The sequence below is a fragment of the Streptomyces rhizoryzae genome, from assembly GCF_023155275.1.
GTDB lineage: Bacteria > Actinomycetota > Actinomycetes > Streptomycetales > Streptomycetaceae > Streptomyces > Streptomyces rhizoryzae.
The window spans coordinates 93,485-108,758 of record NZ_JALMUV010000015.1 but is presented as its reverse complement, the minus strand read 5'-3'; the positions used below and the strand labels follow the sequence as shown (position 1 = coordinate 108,758).

The 15,274-nt window shown below is 78.4% G+C and carries 14 protein-coding genes; 12 read left to right on the top strand and 2 right to left on the bottom strand.

All coding sequences use genetic code 11. The features are described from left to right. Positions 1 to 14 precede the first annotated feature (14 nt). From MUU72_RS14900 to MUU72_RS14855, 10 genes are all read left to right on the top strand, one after another. Positions 15 to 1,676, top strand: coding sequence for a carbamoyltransferase family protein (locus MUU72_RS14900; RefSeq protein ID WP_248013714.1), 1,662 nt, complete (start codon positions 15 to 17; stop codon positions 1,674 to 1,676). Then, positions 1,673 to 2,749 carry a glycosyltransferase family 2 protein gene (locus MUU72_RS14895; protein WP_248013713.1) on the top strand — a complete coding sequence of 359 codons (1,077 nt, stop codon included), beginning with the start codon at positions 1,673 to 1,675 and terminating at the stop codon, positions 2,747 to 2,749. Before MUU72_RS14900 ends, MUU72_RS14895 begins: the two co-directional genes overlap by 4 nt. Then, positions 2,746 to 3,375: a D-glycero-alpha-D-manno-heptose-1,7-bisphosphate 7-phosphatase gene (locus tag MUU72_RS14890; protein WP_248013712.1), complete on the top strand. Its 630-nt coding sequence runs from the start codon at positions 2,746 to 2,748 to the stop codon at positions 3,373 to 3,375. Before MUU72_RS14895 ends, MUU72_RS14890 begins: the two co-directional genes overlap by 4 nt. Then, on the top strand, positions 3,372 to 4,487 hold the full coding sequence (locus MUU72_RS14885; RefSeq protein ID WP_248013711.1) for a glycosyltransferase family 9 protein: 1,116 nt from the start codon (positions 3,372 to 3,374) through the stop codon (positions 4,485 to 4,487). The genes MUU72_RS14890 and MUU72_RS14885 overlap by 4 nt, the downstream gene beginning before the upstream one ends. Beyond that, on the top strand, positions 4,484 to 5,449 hold the full coding sequence (locus tag MUU72_RS14880; protein WP_248013710.1) for a glycosyltransferase: 966 nt from the start codon (positions 4,484 to 4,486) through the stop codon (positions 5,447 to 5,449). The genes MUU72_RS14885 and MUU72_RS14880 overlap by 4 nt, the downstream gene beginning before the upstream one ends. Next, positions 5,446 to 6,684 carry a glycosyltransferase gene (locus MUU72_RS14875; protein ID WP_248013709.1) on the top strand — a complete coding sequence of 413 codons (1,239 nt, stop codon included), beginning with the start codon at positions 5,446 to 5,448 and terminating at the stop codon, positions 6,682 to 6,684. Before MUU72_RS14880 ends, MUU72_RS14875 begins: the two co-directional genes overlap by 4 nt. An 83-nt stretch (positions 6,685 to 6,767) precedes the next feature. Further along, complete coding sequence (locus MUU72_RS14870; RefSeq protein ID WP_248013708.1) at positions 6,768 to 7,394, top strand: D-sedoheptulose-7-phosphate isomerase; 627 nt, start codon at positions 6,768 to 6,770, stop codon at positions 7,392 to 7,394. Positions 7,395 to 7,458: 64 nt separating this feature from the next. Next, entirely contained in the window at positions 7,459 to 8,871 is a 1,413-nt protein-coding gene (locus tag MUU72_RS14865) for a PfkB family carbohydrate kinase (RefSeq protein WP_248013707.1), read from the top strand. Beyond that, a complete protein-coding gene (locus tag MUU72_RS14860) occupies positions 8,868 to 9,782 on the top strand; it encodes a glycosyltransferase family 2 protein (RefSeq protein WP_248013706.1) in 915 nt (304 codons plus the stop codon). The genes MUU72_RS14865 and MUU72_RS14860 overlap by 4 nt, the downstream gene beginning before the upstream one ends. 39 nt (positions 9,783 to 9,821) lie before the next feature. Next, positions 9,822 to 10,748: a glycosyltransferase family 2 protein gene (locus MUU72_RS14855; RefSeq protein ID WP_248013705.1), complete on the top strand. Its 927-nt coding sequence runs from the start codon at positions 9,822 to 9,824 to the stop codon at positions 10,746 to 10,748. A gap of 62 nt (positions 10,749 to 10,810) precedes the next feature. Here MUU72_RS14855 and MUU72_RS14850 read toward each other — a convergent pair whose 3' ends face one another. Continuing rightward, on the bottom strand, positions 10,811 to 11,764 hold the full coding sequence (locus MUU72_RS14850) for a polysaccharide pyruvyl transferase family protein (protein WP_248013704.1): 954 nt from the start codon (positions 11,762 to 11,764) through the stop codon (positions 10,811 to 10,813). Next, a complete protein-coding gene (locus MUU72_RS14845; protein ID WP_248013703.1) occupies positions 11,761 to 12,810 on the bottom strand; it encodes a glycosyltransferase family 9 protein in 1,050 nt (349 codons plus the stop codon). The genes MUU72_RS14850 and MUU72_RS14845 overlap by 4 nt, the downstream gene beginning before the upstream one ends. Positions 12,811 to 12,992: 182 nt before the next feature. Here MUU72_RS14845 and MUU72_RS14840 point away from each other — a divergent pair, with 182 nt between their 5' ends. After that, positions 12,993 to 13,340 carry a hypothetical protein gene (locus tag MUU72_RS14840; RefSeq protein WP_248013702.1) on the top strand — a complete coding sequence of 116 codons (348 nt, stop codon included), beginning with the start codon at positions 12,993 to 12,995 and terminating at the stop codon, positions 13,338 to 13,340. Between the two features lie 544 nt (positions 13,341 to 13,884). Continuing rightward, complete coding sequence (locus tag MUU72_RS14835) at positions 13,885 to 15,123, top strand: MFS transporter (protein WP_248013752.1); 1,239 nt, start codon at positions 13,885 to 13,887, stop codon at positions 15,121 to 15,123. Positions 15,124 to 15,274: the final 151 nt, after the last annotated feature.

Here is a 15,274-nt window from a genome sequence, read left to right as displayed (position 1 = left end):
GCCGACCCGACGCCATGCGCATTCTGGGAATCAACGCACTGTTCCACGACCCGGCCGCGGCGCTGGTCATCGACGGGACGACGGTGGCCGCGGCGGAGGAGGAACGCTTCTCCCGGCGGAAGCACGGCAAACGGCCGGTCCCGTTCTCCGCCTGGGAACTGCCGGAACAGGCCGCCCGGTGGTGCCTGGCCCGGGCCGGGCTGCGCATCCAGGACATCGACGCGGTCGCGTACTCCTTCGATCCCGCACTGGCCAAACCGGCCGACCTGATGGGCCTGGACGACCCGTGGGACCACCTGCGCCTGACCTACGCCCGCCAGGCACCCGGCTTCCTGGCCACCGCGCTGCCCGGACTCGACCCGGAGCGGGTGCGCTTCGTACCGCACCACATGGCGCACGCCGCCTCCGCCGCGTTCGCCGCACCGGCGGCCGACACCTCCTCGGTGCTGGTCCTCGACGGCCGCGGCGAGGCGACCTCGCACCTGGCCGCGCGGCGGGTGCAGGGCAAGCTGGAACCGCTGTGCGGCCAGGAACTGCCGCACTCGCTGGGCCTGGTGTACGAGGAGCTGACCGAGCACCTGGGCTTCCTGCGCTCCTCCGACGAGTTCAAGGTGATGGCGCTGGCCTCCTACGGGCGGCCGCGGATGCTGGCCGAGCTGCGCCGCCACGTCCACCCGACGACGGACGGCGGCTTCCACGCCACCGGCGTCCCCTGGCACGAGCTGTGCGCCCCGCGCCGGCCGGACGAGGAGTGGACGCAGGACCACGCGGACCTCGCGGCCAGCGCCCAGGCATGTCTGGAGGAGACGCTGCTGGAGCTGGTGCGCTGGCTGCACGGCCGCACGCACGACAGCACCCTGACCCTGGCCGGCGGGGTGGCCCTGAACTGCGTGGCCAACGCCCGGATCGCCCGCGAGGGGCCGTTCAGCCGGGTCTGGGTGCAGCCGGCCGCCGGGGACGCCGGTACCGCCCTGGGGTCCGCGCTGCTGCTCAGCGCCCACCAGGGCGACGAGCCGCTGCCGATGCCCGGCGCCGCCCTGGGCCGGGACTGGACGGACCGGGAGCTGGAGGACTGGCTGCGCACCGCGGCCGTGCCGTACGAGCGGCCCGATGACATCGCGGCGACCGTGGCCCGGGCGCTGGCGGACGACGCGATCGTGGCGTGGTTCCAGGGCCGCTCGGAGTACGGTCCGCGGGCGCTGGGACACCGCTCGCTGCTGGCGCACCCCGGGTACTCCCGGAACCTCGAACGGCTCAACGACGTCAAGGGCCGCGAGCAGTTCCGGCCGGTGGCCCCGATGGTGCTCGCGGACCGCGCCGGGCAGCTCTTCGACGGCCAACTCCCCAGCCCCTACATGCTGTTCGTGCACGAGGTGGCACCACAGTGGCGGGACCGCATCCCGGCCGTGGTGCACGTGGACGGCACCGCCCGCATCCAGACCGTCGATCCGGCGGACGAGCCGCTGGTGGCCCGGATGCTGGCCGAGTTCGAGCGGCTCACCGGTCTGCCGGTGGTGGTCAACACCAGTCTCAACACGGCGGGCCGGCCCATGGTGGACGATCCGCGGGACGCGCTGGAGTGCTTCGGTTCGACGCCGGTCGACCTGCTGGCCATCGGCCCGTTCGCGGTCCGCCGACCGCAAGCGTTCGGCGGCGGGCAGGAGGTGGCCCGATGACGAAGCGCCCGGCCGGCCGGGACCGCGTGCCGGCCCCCGCCTACGCCGTCGTCATCCCGACCCTGGGGCGGCCCAGTCTGGCCGCCTGCCTGGCGGCGCTCGCCGAGGCCCGCGGGCCGGCGCCGCGCCGGATCGTGCTGGTCGACGACCGGCCGCTGGACGACTGCGCGCCGCTGCCGGTCGACATCCCGGCGGCGCTGCGGGACCGCACCGAGACCGTGCCGGGCTACGGGGACGGCCCGGCGGCGGCGCGCAATGCCGGGTGGCGGGCGGTGGACGGCGTCCCGTGGGTGGTCTTCCTGGACGACGACGTGGTGCCCGGCCCCCGCTGGGCGGAGGATCTCGCCGACGACCTGCGGGCCGCGACCCCGCGGACCGCGGGCGTGGCCGCGCGGATCAGCGTGCCGCAGCCGTGGGGCCGGGAGCCCACCGACTGGGAGCGCAGCACCGCCGGCCTGGCCACCGCCAGGTGGATCACCGCGGACATGGCCTACCGGCGTGCGGCGCTGGCCGACGTGGGCGGTTTCGACGAGCGCTTCCGCCGGGCGTTCCGGGAGGACGCGGACCTCGCGCTGCGGCTGGAGGACGCCGGCTGGGAGCTGGCCCAGGGCCGCCGCCGGACCACCCATCCGGTGCGCCCCGCGGACCGCTGGGTCTCGGTGCGGCTCCAGGCCGGCAACGCCGACGACGTGCTGATGAACCGGCTGCACGGGCGCGGCTGGTGGCGGCGGGCCCAGGCACCCCGCGGCCGCCTGCCCGGGCACCTGGCGGTGACCGCGGCGGCCGGCGGCGCGCTGCTGTGCGCCGCGCTGGGCAGGCGCCGGGCCGCGCTGGTCCTGGCCGCCGGCTGGCTGGCCGGTACCGCGGAGTTCGCCTGGGCGCGGATCGCCCCCGGCCCGCGGACCCGGGACGAGGTGGCGACCATGGCGGTGACCAGCGGGCTGATCCCCCCGGTGGCGACCGCGCACTGGCTGCGCGGCCTGGTCCGGCACCGGGGCGTGGTGCCGGCCGCGGTGCCGGCGGGCCCGGTGCCGGTCGCCGCCGGTCCCCGGCCGGCCCGGGAGCGGATATGACCGTGCGCGCGGCGCGGCGGTCCGGCGCCCCGTGGCTGTACGGCCGCGGGCCGGCCGGGGCGGCGCCCGCTGCCGGGGACGGCGGCGGCCCGCTCGCGGCGGTGCTCTTCGACCGCGACGGGACGCTGGTGGCGGACGTGCCGTACAACGGCGACCCGGACCGGGTGGTGCCGATGCCCGGGGCGCGCGCCGCACTGGACGCGGTACGGGCCCGGGGCCTGGCGGTGGGGGTGGTGACCAACCAGTCCGGGGTGGCCCGCGGGCTGCTGACCCGCGCCCAGGTGGAGGCGGTGCACCGCCGGGTGGCGGCGCTGCTGGGGCCGTTCGACGTGTGGGCGGTGTGCCCGCACGGTCCGGCGGACGGCTGCGGGTGCCGCAAACCGGCGCCCGGTCTCGTCCTCGCCGCCTGCCACCGGCTGGGGGTCCCGCCCGGGCGGGCGGCGGTGGTCGGCGACATCGGCAGCGACCTGGCGGCGGCCCGGGCGGCCGGCGCGCGGGGGGTGCTCGTACCGACACCGGTGACCCGCGCCGCGGAGATCGCCGCCGCACCGCACCGGGCGGCCGATCTGCCGGAGGCGGTACGGCAGTTGCTGGGCCGCCGCCCGGCGGAGGGGGTCACCGGATGACCGCCCTGCCGCGCACTCTCGTGGTCCGCCTGGACAGCGCGGGCGACGTCCTGCTGGCCGGACCCGCGATCCGGGCGGTCGCGGCGGGCTCGTCGCACACCGCGCTGCTGTGCGGGCCGCTGGGCGAGGCCGCCGCGCACCTGCTGCCCGGGGTGGACGAGATCCTGGTGCACGACGCGCCGTGGGTCGGCCTGCGGCCCCCGCCGGTGGACCGGGACGTCACCGAGGCGCTGGTCGGGCGGCTGGCGGCGGGCCGGTTCGACCGGGCGCTGATCCTCACCTCCTTCCACCAGAGCCCGCTCCCGGCCGCGCTGCTGCTGAAGCTGGCCGGGGACGTCTGGACGGCGGCGGACTGCGTGGACTACCCGGGCGCCCTGCTGGACCTGCGGCACCGGCGCGCCCCGGACCGCCACGAGGCCGAGGCGGCCCTGGACCTGGTCCGGGCGGCGGGGTACGGCCTGCCGCCGGGGGACGACGGGCGGCTGCGGGTGCTGCCGCCGCCGGACACCTCCGGCCTGACCGGCAGCGGCCCGTACGTCGTGCTGCACCCGGGGGCGGCGGTGCCCGCCCGGGCGTGGAGCGCCCCGCGCGCCGCCCGGGCCGCGGCCGCGCTGGCGGCGGCCGGGCACCGGGTGGTGGTCACCGGCGGTCCGGACGAGCGGGAGCTGACCGCCGAGGTGGCCGGCGGCCACGGCCTGGACCTCGGCGGGCGGACCGATCTGCGCCGGCTCGCCGGGGTCCTGGCCGGGGCCCGGGCCGCGGTCGTCGGCAACACCGGCCCGGCGCACCTGGCCGCCGCGGTGGGCACCCCGGTCGCGTCGGTCTTCGCGCCGGTCGTGCCGGCCGGCCGCTGGGCCCCGTACGGCGTGCCGCACGTGGTGCTGGGCGACCAGCGGGCGCCGTGCGCGGACAGCCGCGCACGGCAGTGCCCGGTGCCCGGCCACCCCTGCCTCGACGGCATCCCGGACGCCGAACTCCTTGCTGCGGTAGCCGAATTGACGGGTCGTCGTCCGCATATCGACCGCGGTCCGGCGCGCGCCGGGGGGCACCGCCGGCCGCCCCCGGTCGGCGCCGCGGAACTGCCCACCGACGACAGAGGGGCGACGGTATGAACATCCTGCTGTGGCACGTACACGGCTCGTGGACGACGGCGTTCGTCCAGGGCCCGCACACCTACCTGGTGCCGGTCACCCCGGACCGGGGGCCGGACGGGCGCGGCCGGGCCCGGACGTTCCCCTGGCCGGACGCGGTGCACGAGCGGACCCCGGAGGAGTTGCGCCGGGCCGAGGTCGATCTGGTCGTCCTCCAGCGGCCGCACGAGGCGGAGCTGGCCGAGCGCTGGCTCGGCGGGCGCCGCCCGGGGCGGGACGTCCCGGCGGTGTACCTGGAGCACAACGCCCCGGACGGCGACGTCCCCGACACCCGCCACCCGTGCGCCGGCCGGCGGGACCTGGTGCTGGTGCACGTCACCCACTTCAACCGGCTGTTCTGGGACAGCGGCGGCACCCGCACCGAGGTGATCGAGCACGGCATCGTCGACCCCGGCCACCGCTACACCGGTCGGCTGGCGCGGGCCGCGGTGGTGGTCAACGAGCCGGTGCGGCGCGGGCGGACGGTCGGCACGGACCTGCTGCCGGCGCTGGCCGGTGCGGCGCCCCTGGACGTGTTCGGGATGCGGACCGAGGGGCTCGCCGACCGGCTGGGCCTGTCCGCCGAGGCGTGCCGGACCGCCGATCTGCCGCAGCGGGACCTGCACGAGGCGATGGCCCAGCGCCGGGTCTATCTGCACCCGGTGCGCTGGACGTCGCTGGGACTGTCGCTGCTGGAGGCCATGCACCTGGGCATGCCGGTGGTGGCGCTGGCCACCACGGAGGCCGTCGAGGCGGTGCCGCCGGGCTGCGGGGTGCTCTCCAACCGGCCCGAGGTGCTGGCCGGGGCCCTTCGCAGGTACCTCGCCGAGCCGGACGCGGCGGCCGAGGACGGGGCCCGGGCCCGCCAGGCGGCGCTCGGCCGGTACGGGCTCAAGCGCTTTCTCGCCGACTGGGAGTCCCTGATCACGGAGGTAGCCGCATGACCGCCCACCAGCCCGCCCCCCGGCTGTCCATCGCGCTCGTCTCGGAGCACGCGAGTCCGCTCGCGGTCCTGGGCGGGGTGGACGCCGGCGGCCAGAACGTCCATGTCGCCCGGCTCGCCGGCGCCCTGGCCGACCGCGGCCACCGGGTCGTGGTCTACACCCGGCGCGACGCGCCGGATCCGCCCGACGACGTACCGCTGCGCCGCGGGGTCACCGTGCGGCACGTCAGCGCGGGCCCGCCGCGCCACATCCCCAAGGACGAACTGCTGCCGCACATACCGGAGTTCGCCCGGGCACTGGCCGAGGACTGGCGGCGCCGCCCGCCGGACGTGGCGCATTCGCACTTCTGGATGTCGGGCCTGGCCACCCTGGGGGCGGCCCGGGAGCACGGGCTGCCGCTGGCGCACACCTACCACGCACTGGGCAGTGTCAAGCGCCGCCACCAGAAGGGCGACGACACCTCGCCGCCCAGCCGGATCGCGACCGAGGTCGACGTCGGCACCGGCTGCGGCCAGGTGATCGCCACCTGCCGGGACGAGGTCACCGAGCTGCGGCGGATGGGGATCCCGCCGCGCAAGGTCAGCGTCGTGCCCTGCGGTGTGGACCCGTCGGTCTTCACCCCGGACGGGCCGGTCGCACCGCGCGACGACGCCCACCCGATGCTGCTCCAGCTGGGGCGCCTGGTGCCGCGCAAGGGCGCGATGGTCTCGATCGCGGCGCTGGCCCGGCTGCCCGAGGCCCGGCTGGTGATCGCCGGCGGCCCGCCGCCGGCGCAGCTCGACGCCGATCCGGAGGTGCGGCGGCTGCGGGCGGTGGCCGACGGGGCGGGTGTCGCCGATCGGGTGCACTTCACCGGCGGGGTGCCCACCGGCGACGTACCGGCGCTGCTGCGCGCCGCGGACGTGGTGCTGTGCCCGGCGGACTACGAGCCGTTCGGCATCGTGCCGCTGGAGGCGATGGCCTGCGGCCGGCCGGTGGTGGCCACCGCGGTCGGCGGGCAGCTGGACACCGTCGTCGACACCGTGACCGGCCGGCTGGTGCCGCCCGGCGACCCGGCCGCGCTGGCCGACGCGGTGGCCGGGCTGCTGGCCGATCCGGCGCACCGGGCCGCCTGCGGGGCCGAGGGCCGCCGCCGGGTGCTGGCCCGCTACGGCTGGGACACCGTGGCGGAGGCCACCGAATCCGTCTACCGGGCACTGCTCGCCCCGCGGCCGACCGTTCCGGAGGCTGCCTGACGCACCGTCACCTACCGGGCCGCGCAGAAGAGTTGACCGGTCGCGCGGCCGGGCCCCGACCCCGCACGGAAGGGACGCGCCCCATGAGCCATCCCCTGGAAAGCGCACACCAGCACTGCCAGTCCCTGCACGAGGCCCTGCGCGAGCTGCGGCACAACGGCCTGCCCCAGCTGGCCCGCTGGGCATCCCGCCTGCACGAGGTGCTGCCCCTGGGGGGCCGCCTGCTGGCGGCGGGCAACGGAGGCAGTGCCGCACAGGCCCAGCACCTGACGTCCGAACTCGTCGGCCGCTACCGTCAGGACCGGCCGCCCTACTCCGCCGTCGCCCTGCACGCGGAGACCTCCGCGGTGACCGCGATCGGCAACGACTACGGCTTCGACCAGGTCTTCGCCCGCCAGGTGGCGGCCCACGGGCGGCCCGGCGACATCCTGGTGCTGCTGTCCACCTCGGGCCGCAGCGCCAACCTGCTGGCGGCCGCCGAGACCGCCGCGCGGGCCGGGCTGCGGGTGTGGGCGATGACCGGGCGCCGGCCCAACCCGCTGGCCGACGCCGCCGACGAGGCGCTGTGCATCGCCTCGGACAGCACCGCCACCGTGCAGGAGGCCCACCTGATCGCCCTGCACATCCTCTGCGAGAACTTCGACGCCGCCGGCCCGCACGGCCCGGTCGTCCCGGACCGCATCCCGGTCAACCTGGAGGACGCCACATGATCCGCGACCACCGCCCCGTTCCGGCCCGCCGCCCCGGGCCGCCGCACACCGGCGGGAACCGGTCGTGAGCGCCCGCAACCGGCCGCTGGTCGTCGTCGGCGACGTCCTCCTCGACCGGGACCTGGAGGGCGAGTCCACCCGCCTCGCACCGGACGCACCGGCACCGGTGGTCGATGTGACGCGGGACCACACGCGGCCCGGCGGCGCCGGCCTGGCCGCCGTGCTCGCGGCCCGCGGCGGCCGGGAGGTGACGCTGGTGGCCGCGCTCGGCGAGGACCGGGCGAGCCAGGAGGTGCGCCGGGCCCTCGCCGGGGTGGTGCACCTGGTGGATTTCCCGCTGGACGGGGCCCTGCCGGAGAAGACCCGCGTACTGGCCGGCGGCCGGGCGGTGGTGCGCTACGACCGCGGCGGCGGCCGGCCCGGGGAACCGGGCCCGGAGGTGCGCGCCGCGCTCGCCGGGGCCGGTGCGGTCCTGGTCGCCGACTACGGGCGCGGCGGCGCGGCCGCGGTGCGCCGCCACCTCGCGGAGGCCGCCCGCCGGGTACCGCTGGTCTGGGACCCCCACCCCAGGGGGGAACGCCCGGTCGCCGGCGCGCGGCTGGTGACGCCCAACGGGTCCGAGGCCCGCGCGCTCACCGCGCAGGACGGCCGGACGCTGCGCGCCGACGCCCTGCGTGCGATGCGGCTGGCCGCCCGCTGGCGCGCCGCCGCGGTCGCGGTGACGCTCGGGGCGCGCGGCGCGCTGCTGGCCCGGGCCGGCGGCGACTCGCCGATGATGGTGCCCGCGCCGTACCGCGCGGACGGCGATCCGTGCGGGGCCGGCGACTGCTTCGCGGCGACCGCGGCCGGGGCGCTGGCGGACGGTGCGCTGCCCGAGGAGGCCGTCCAGCTGGCGGTGGCCGAGGCGGCGGCGTTCGTCGCGGCCGGCGGTGCGGGCAGCCGGACGCTGTGGGACGGCGCGGAGCGGCCGCTGCCCGCCGGGCCGGCCGCGGTCCGGGACACCGACCCGTTCGCGCTGGCCCGGGCGGTGCGGGCCCGGGGCGGGGTGGTGGTCGCCGCGGGCGGCTGCTTCGACCTGCTGCACGCCGGCCATGTGGGGCTGCTGGAGAGCGCCCGGCGGATCGGCGACTGCCTCATCGTCTGCCTCAACTCCGACGCCTCGGTCGGCCGCCTCAAGGGGCCGGGGCGTCCGCTCACCCGCATCGAGGACCGGATCCGGGTCCTGGCGGGCCTGGGGTGCGTCGACGCGGTCGCGGTCTTCGAGGAGAACTCCCCGGTGCGGCTGCTGCGCCGGCTCCGGCCGGACATCTGGGTCAAGGGCGGCGACTACACCGTCGACACCCTGCCGGAGGCCACCGCGCTCCAGGAGTGGGGCGGCCAGGCCCTGGTGCTGCCGTACCTCGACGGCCGGTCGACGACGACGCTGGCCCGGCGCGCGGCCCGGACCGCCGCGGTCCGCCGGGAATCCGACCCGTGAGCGCGCGGCCGGCTCCCCGGGTGGGCGTCGTGGTGATCACCCGCAACCGCCGCCGGAGCCTGCTGCGCACCGTGGACGCGCTGGTGCGGCTCCCCGAGCGGCCGCCGGTGGTCGTGGTGGACAACGGGTCGTCGGACGGCACCGCCGCCGCGGTGCGCGAGCGCCACCCCCGGGTACGCGTCCTGGCCGCGGGCCGCAACATGGGGGCGGTGGGCCGCACCTACGGGGCGGCGGCGCTGGACACCCCCTACGTGGCCTTCAGCGATGACGACTCCTGGTGGGAGCCGGGGTCGCTGGCCCGCGCGGCGGACCTGTTCGACGCCCATCCGCGGCTTGGGCTGCTGGCGGCCCGTACGCTCGTCGGCCCGTCCGGTGCGCCGGACCCGCTCAACGCCGAGCTGGCCCGCTCCCCGCTGGGCCGCGACCCCGGCCTGCCCGGCCCGTCGGTGCTGGGTTTCCTGGCCTGTGCCGCGGTGCTGCGCCGCCGGGCGTACCTGGCGGTCGGCGGTTTCCACCCCGTCCTGCACTTCGGGGCGGAGGAGTCGCTGCTGGCCATGGACCTGGCGGCCGCCGGGTGGGCGGTGGTGCACTGCGCGGAGCTGGTCGCACGGCACGATCCGGACGGCGGGACGGACCGGCCGCGCCCCGGCCGGACGGTCCGCACCCGCCGCAACGCGCTGCTCACCGCGTGGCTGCGGCGGCCGGCCGGCGCCGCCCTGGCGCAGACCGCGCGGCTGGCGTACGACGGCCTCGGCGACCCCGCCTCCCGCCGCGCGCTGGCGGAGGCGGCCCGCCGGCTGCCGGCCGCGCTGGCGCGCCGCCACCGGCTCCCGGCCCACGTCGAACACCTGGTCCGCTCCCTGGAGGAGCCCTCAACTCGCCTGCCAGCGTGGCAAGTTGAGCCCGGGTGACCCTCTCACCACCTGCCGTCGGCGCTGAGGAGCCGTGCCGTGACCGATCCGCGGACCACCGTCATCGTCATCACCCGCAACCGCCGGGCCGATGTGCTGCACACCCTCGACCGGCTGGCCGAGCTGCCCGAGCGGCCCCCGGTCGTCGTGGTCGACAACGCCTCCGCCGACGGCACCGCCGCCGCGGTCCGGGCCCATCCGCTGCCCGTGCGGCTGCTCGCGCTCGGCCGCAACCTCGGCGCGGTGGGCCGCAACCTCGCCGCGCGCACCGCCACCACGCCGTACCTGGCGTTCTGCGACGACGACTCGTGGTGGCACCCCGGTACGCTGCGCCGCGCCGCCGATCTGCTGGACGCCCACGGCGGACTGGCCGCGGTGACCGCGCGGATCGTGGCGCATCCGCACCCGGACGGCCCGGAGCCGCCGGACCGCCCGCCCTACGAGGACCCGATCGTGCGGGAGCTGCGCAACTCGCCGATCCCCGGGCCGTCCTGGCTCCCGGGCCCGGCGCTGGGCTCCTTCCTCGCGGCGGCGACGGTCCTGCGCGCCGACGCCTTCCGCACCGCGGGCGGCTTCTCGCCCCGGCTGGTGCTCGGCGGCGAGGAGGAGCTGCTCGCCGCGGACCTGGCGGCGGACGGCTGGTGGCTCACCTACGCCGACGACCTGACCGTCCACCACCGGGCCTCCCCGCACCGGGACGCCACCGAGCGCCGCCGCCGCGGCATCCGCAACACCCTGTGGTTCACCTGGCTCCGCCGCCCGGTGCCGGTGGCCCTGCGCCGGACCCTCTGGCTGGCGACCCGGGTCCCCCGCGACACCGTCTCGGCCTCCGCCTTCACCGAGGCCGCCGCCGGGCTCCCCTGGCTGGTACGGGAGCGGCGCCCGCTGCCGGGTGCGGTGGAGGCCCGGCTGCGGCTGCTGGAGGCCCCCCAGCAGGCGTCCACGGCCCGGTCGTACCGCGACTGAAGGCACAAGGGCGGGCCCGGCCCGCATCCGCGGGAGGGCCCCGGCACGCGCCCCGCCCGGATCTACCGCGGCGCGTCCGCCCCGGCCGGGCCGCCCGTCCGGGCGCCTGCCGGGAGGTGCGCCAGGAGCCGCCAAAGGAGGGTGCCGTCCACCGGGCCCGCGGTGACGGCGCGGGCGCGGGCGCGGCCGGTGTCCGAGAGGCACCAGTCGAGCCAGTGGTGGAAGTCGGCCGGGCGCAGCTCCTCGCCGCGCAGCACGGCGGGCCAGCCCAGTGCGGCGGCCTGGGCGCTGACCTTGGCACCGCCCTCGACCGGGTCCACCGCGAGGGCGGGGGTGCCGGCCCGCAGGGCGAGGACGAGCCCGTGCAGCCGGGTGGTGACGACCGCGTCGAGGCGGGCGAGGACGGTGTGCAGTTCGTCCGGGGTGGCGGGCAGCCGCCAGTCCCGGCTGTCCAGCCGGGTGTCCAGGGGCAGTCGCGCCACCCCGGACCCGGCCAGCCAGGCCCCGAGCGTCCGGGACACCTCCGCGTGCCGCCGCCGCGCGCCGTACTCGTGCTGGCCGCCGGTGAGCACCACGCCCACCAGGGGCAGCGCGGGCGGCACCGGGGCGGGCAGGCTCAGGTCCGCCGCGGGCCGCCCGGTGCCGTCGCGCGGCAGCACCGTGTGGAAGCGGCGGACGGCGGGGTCGTCCGGGTCGGGAACGGAGACCCCCACCGCGATCCGGCGGGCCGCCGGGAAGCGGTCGTGCAGGGCGAGCAGCGGGCTGGGGCCGCCGTCCGGCGGTCTGCGGGAGTGCACCGGTCCGCAGGCGAACACCAGGTGGGTGTAGCGGGCGGGGTCGAGGGCGTCCAGGTGGAGCGCGTCGGGCCGGAAGGCCGGGGACCAGGCCGTGTCGCAGACCAGTCCGGCACGGCGCAGGGCGTGCCCGACGACGTCGGCGGCGAGCGCGTCCCCGGCGGTGACCTCGCCGCGGAGGAAGCTGAACCAGCCGGTGAGCAGCACCCGGGCGGGGGTCACCGGACCGGTTCCCGCCGTGCGGGCGGCCGGTCCGGTCCGGGCAGCGCGGCGAGCGCGGCCAGCACCTCGGCCACGGTGATCCGCAGCAGCCGGGCGTCCGGCCGGTCGCCGTGCGCGTCACCGGGCCGCGGGCGGTCGTCGCCGTCCGGATGCCACAGCACCCGGTGCCGCTCCGCGGCCGGCGGCCCCCAGAGCCGCGGCGCGACCGGCCCGAACAGCACCACCGACGGGGTGCCGAAGGCGGTGGCGAGGTGGGCGAGTCCGGTGTCCCCGACGAGCACCGCGCGGGCCTGCGCCACCAGCGCGGCGAGTTCCGCGAACGGGACGTCGGCGGCGCCGCCGAGGACCGCGGCCGGAGGCAGGTCCGCCCGCGCCGCGACCCACCGGGCGAGCGGCCCCTCCCCGGCCCCGGCGGTGACCACGACCCGGTGGCCGGCCCGGTGCAGCGCCCGGGCGACCGCCGCGAACCGCTCCGGCGGCCAGCACCGGGCCGGGGCGTCGGCGCCCGGGTGGACCACGAGCGCGCCGGGCGCCGGCGAGGGCCGGGCGGGGGGTGCCAGGCGCAGGTCGGCGGGGTCCGCGGCCAGGCCGTACCAGGTGAGCAGCCGGCACCAGCGGTCCCGTTCGTGCTCGTCGTCCCGCCAGACCGGTCCGCAGGGCGCGGGCGCGCCGGAGGTCGCGTAGGCCAGGAGCCGGGCCGGGCGGAGCCGCTGGAGCACGCCCCGGCTCTCCGGGCCGTTGCCGTGCAGGTCCACCGCGACGTCGGGCGGCGGGCCCGTCCAGTCCAGGCGCCGCGGGACCTCCCGGCCGGCGGCCCGGGTCGGCAGCAGCGCGTCCACGGCGCCGGTGGCCCGGGCGGCCTCGGCGAACCGGCCGGGCGCGGCGAGGACGAGGCGGTGCCCGGGGTGCCCGGCGCGCAGCGCCCGGAGCGCGGGGACGGCCGCCAGCAGGTCGCCCAGGCCGAGCGCCCGCAGGACGAGGAGCCGCGGCGCGCCCCCGCCGCCGCCACCGGCCGGGACGCGGAGCTGCGGGCGGTGCGGGGCCATACGGCTGCCTCCTGGGCGCGGGCGGGGACGGCACTGCGGGCCGCGGGGGCGCGGCTCTCCCACTGTGGGTGCGGCCCGGCCCGCCCGCGACTGCACTGGCCCAGCTGCCGGATCCATGGCATTCCTGGAGGGAGGCCGCAGGACGCGGCCTCAGGGCCGCCGCGCGACGAAGGGTGCACGAGATGTCCGATGACGCCATGGGCGACGAGGTCTACCAGCCGGACCAGCAGGACGCCGAGGACGCGGCCCGGGGACCGGACCCGGAGAACACCCTGGGCCAGGCCGACCCGGACGAGCTGCTGGACGCGGGCTACTCCCCCGCCGACGAGCCGTACGCGGCCGGTACCGGTGTCACGGCCCGGGAGCAGCGGCGCGGTGAGAGCCTCGACGAGCGGCTGGCCGAGGAGGAGCCCGACGTCGGTGCCGCGGGCACCGGCCCGAAGGGGGCGGGGCCCGACGACATCACCCCGGTGCCCGCCGAGGAGGACGCGGTGCGGGTGCGCGACGACGGGCGCGCGGACGGCGGCTGAGCGGCGCCGCCGCCGAGCGGCACCGGCACCGCACCGGGCGTGTGAGCAACCCCACGCGCCCGCCGGATGCCGTGCGCCGCAAGGGAGATGGCGGGGGCGGGCGGGCGGTGGGAGGCGGCGTGAGCCACCCCACGCCGCGTCCGCTTTTCTCCGTATGGGGCGTTCTGTGAGGATGGGACACCGCTGAGCCCGCGAGGCTTCGTGGCCAGTCGGCCCGGCCTGAGCCCAGCACCGCCGAGCCCCCGGCACGTCGCCGCGCACGCCGTCGTGCGCCGCGCGCCGGCCCCACCGCCCTGCGAGCCCGACGGGCTCCTCACAAGGTCTTGCCGCTGTGCCTTCTCCCGCCCCCGCCCCTGCCCGGGTCCCCGCGCAGGCGCCGTCGCCCGAGTCCGACCCCACTCCCCCCTCCGGACCACCCGCCGCCCGACCGGCGTCCCGCCGTGCCCCGGCCGCCGCCCGGCTGCCGGGCCTGCGGCTCCGGCGGGGCGCGCCCGGCGGCCGCGCCGAGGACCACGCCCCGTGGCGTTCCCTGCGCTACCGCAGCATGCGCTGGTGGTCGGTGGCCAACCTGCTGTCCAACGTCGGTACGTGGATGCAGCTCACCGTGCAGAACCTGCTCGTGCTGCAACTGACCCACTCCGCCGCGGCCACCGGTCTCTCGCTGGCCGTGCAGGCGGGGCCCGGGCTGCTGATGGGGCTGGTGGGCGGGGCCGCCGTCGACCGGTGGCCGCGGAAGCTCACCGCCGCGGTGAGCCAGGCGGTGCTCGGCCTGGTCGCCTTCACCACCGCCGTCCTGCTGGCCACCGGGCAGCTCAACTACGGCATCCTGCTCGCGCTGGCCGCCGTCACCGGCCTGATCGCCACCATCGACGGCCCGGCGTGCGCCCTGCTCGGCAACGACCTGGTGCCCACCGCCGACGTGCCGTCCGCGATCGCCGTCGGCTCCCTGGTGCACAGCGTCGGCCGGCTGGGCGGTACCGCGTTGGCCGGTGTGGCGGTGGGGACCCTCGGGACCGGAGCGGCCTACGCCGCCAACGGCCTGTCCTTCCTCTTCGTCACCGCGGTCATCCCCTTCCTCCGCCCGGCGCCCGCGGCCCTGCGCGCACCGTCCGGCGCACCGGAGCGGGCCGCACCGGCCGCCGCCGTCCAGGAGCCCGAGGCCGGCGGGAGCGCCCGGGAGGGGCTGGTGTTCTTCCTGCGGCGGCCGCGCCTGGTGGGCCTGGCGGTGATCACCGGTCTGAGCGCCGTCTTCGGCCGCAACTACACCCTGACCCTCGCCGTCCTCGTCACCGGCCCGCTCGGCGCGGGCGCGGGCGCCTTCGGCACCGTCTCCACCGTCCTGGCCGCCGGCGGCATCCTCGGCGCGGTGCTCGCGGCCCGGCTGCGCAACCCCTCGGTCACCCTGGTCGGCCTGCTGGCCGCGGCCGGCGCGCTGCTCCAGGTCGTCGCCGGGGTCTCCCCGTCGCTGCTGGTCCTGCTGGTGCTGGTCCTGCCGATGTCGGTGGTCGAGTCGGTGTCGGACACGGCCGGCACCACGGTGCTCCAGACCGACCCGCCGCCGCACATGCGCGGCCGGGTGCTGGGGGTCTGGCGCACCCTGAGCACCGCCTGGGGCCTGGTGGGCCCGCCGCTGCTGGGTCTGCTGATGCAGGTGGCCGGGGCGCGCGGCGCCCTGGTGGCGGGCGGCCTGATCATCGCGGGCGCGGTGCTGGCCGGGAAGCTCATCGGGCCGGGCCGGCGCGCGGCCCGTCCGGCGCCCGCGGTCGGTACCTGCCCGGCGTAGCCGCCGGGGCCGGGCTCCGAGGGGCCCCGGGCGGCCTCCTGCGACACCATGGGACGGAAGGCCACCGGCACGCCCGCCGGACCGGCCCCGCCGGCGCACCCTTACGCCTCCGTCAGCGGGGTACCCGAAGAACTCCATGGAAACCGGTGAA

What these genes read in the sequence shown, in the direction of transcription:
- MUU72_RS14900 (WP_248013714.1), top strand. Translation starts at nt 15, where the DNA reads ATGCGCATTCTGGGAATCAACGCACTGTTCCACGACCCGGCCGCGGCG.
- MUU72_RS14895 (WP_248013713.1), top strand. Translation starts at nt 1,673, where the DNA reads ATGACGAAGCGCCCGGCCGGCCGGGACCGCGTGCCGGCCCCCGCCTAC.
- MUU72_RS14890 (WP_248013712.1), top strand. Translation starts at nt 2,746, where the DNA reads ATGACCGTGCGCGCGGCGCGGCGGTCCGGCGCCCCGTGGCTGTACGGC.
- MUU72_RS14885 (WP_248013711.1), top strand. Translation starts at nt 3,372, where the DNA reads ATGACCGCCCTGCCGCGCACTCTCGTGGTCCGCCTGGACAGCGCGGGC.
- MUU72_RS14880 (WP_248013710.1), top strand. Translation starts at nt 4,484, where the DNA reads ATGAACATCCTGCTGTGGCACGTACACGGCTCGTGGACGACGGCGTTC.
- MUU72_RS14875 (WP_248013709.1), top strand. Translation starts at nt 5,446, where the DNA reads ATGACCGCCCACCAGCCCGCCCCCCGGCTGTCCATCGCGCTCGTCTCG.
- MUU72_RS14870 (WP_248013708.1), top strand. Translation starts at nt 6,768, where the DNA reads ATGAGCCATCCCCTGGAAAGCGCACACCAGCACTGCCAGTCCCTGCAC.
- MUU72_RS14845 (WP_248013703.1), bottom strand. Translation starts at nt 12,810, where the DNA reads ATGGCCCCGCACCGCCCGCAGCTCCGCGTCCCGGCCGGTGGCGGCGGC.
- MUU72_RS14840 (WP_248013702.1), top strand. Translation starts at nt 12,993, where the DNA reads ATGTCCGATGACGCCATGGGCGACGAGGTCTACCAGCCGGACCAGCAG.
- MUU72_RS14835 (WP_248013752.1), top strand. Translation starts at nt 13,885, where the DNA reads ATGCGCTGGTGGTCGGTGGCCAACCTGCTGTCCAACGTCGGTACGTGG.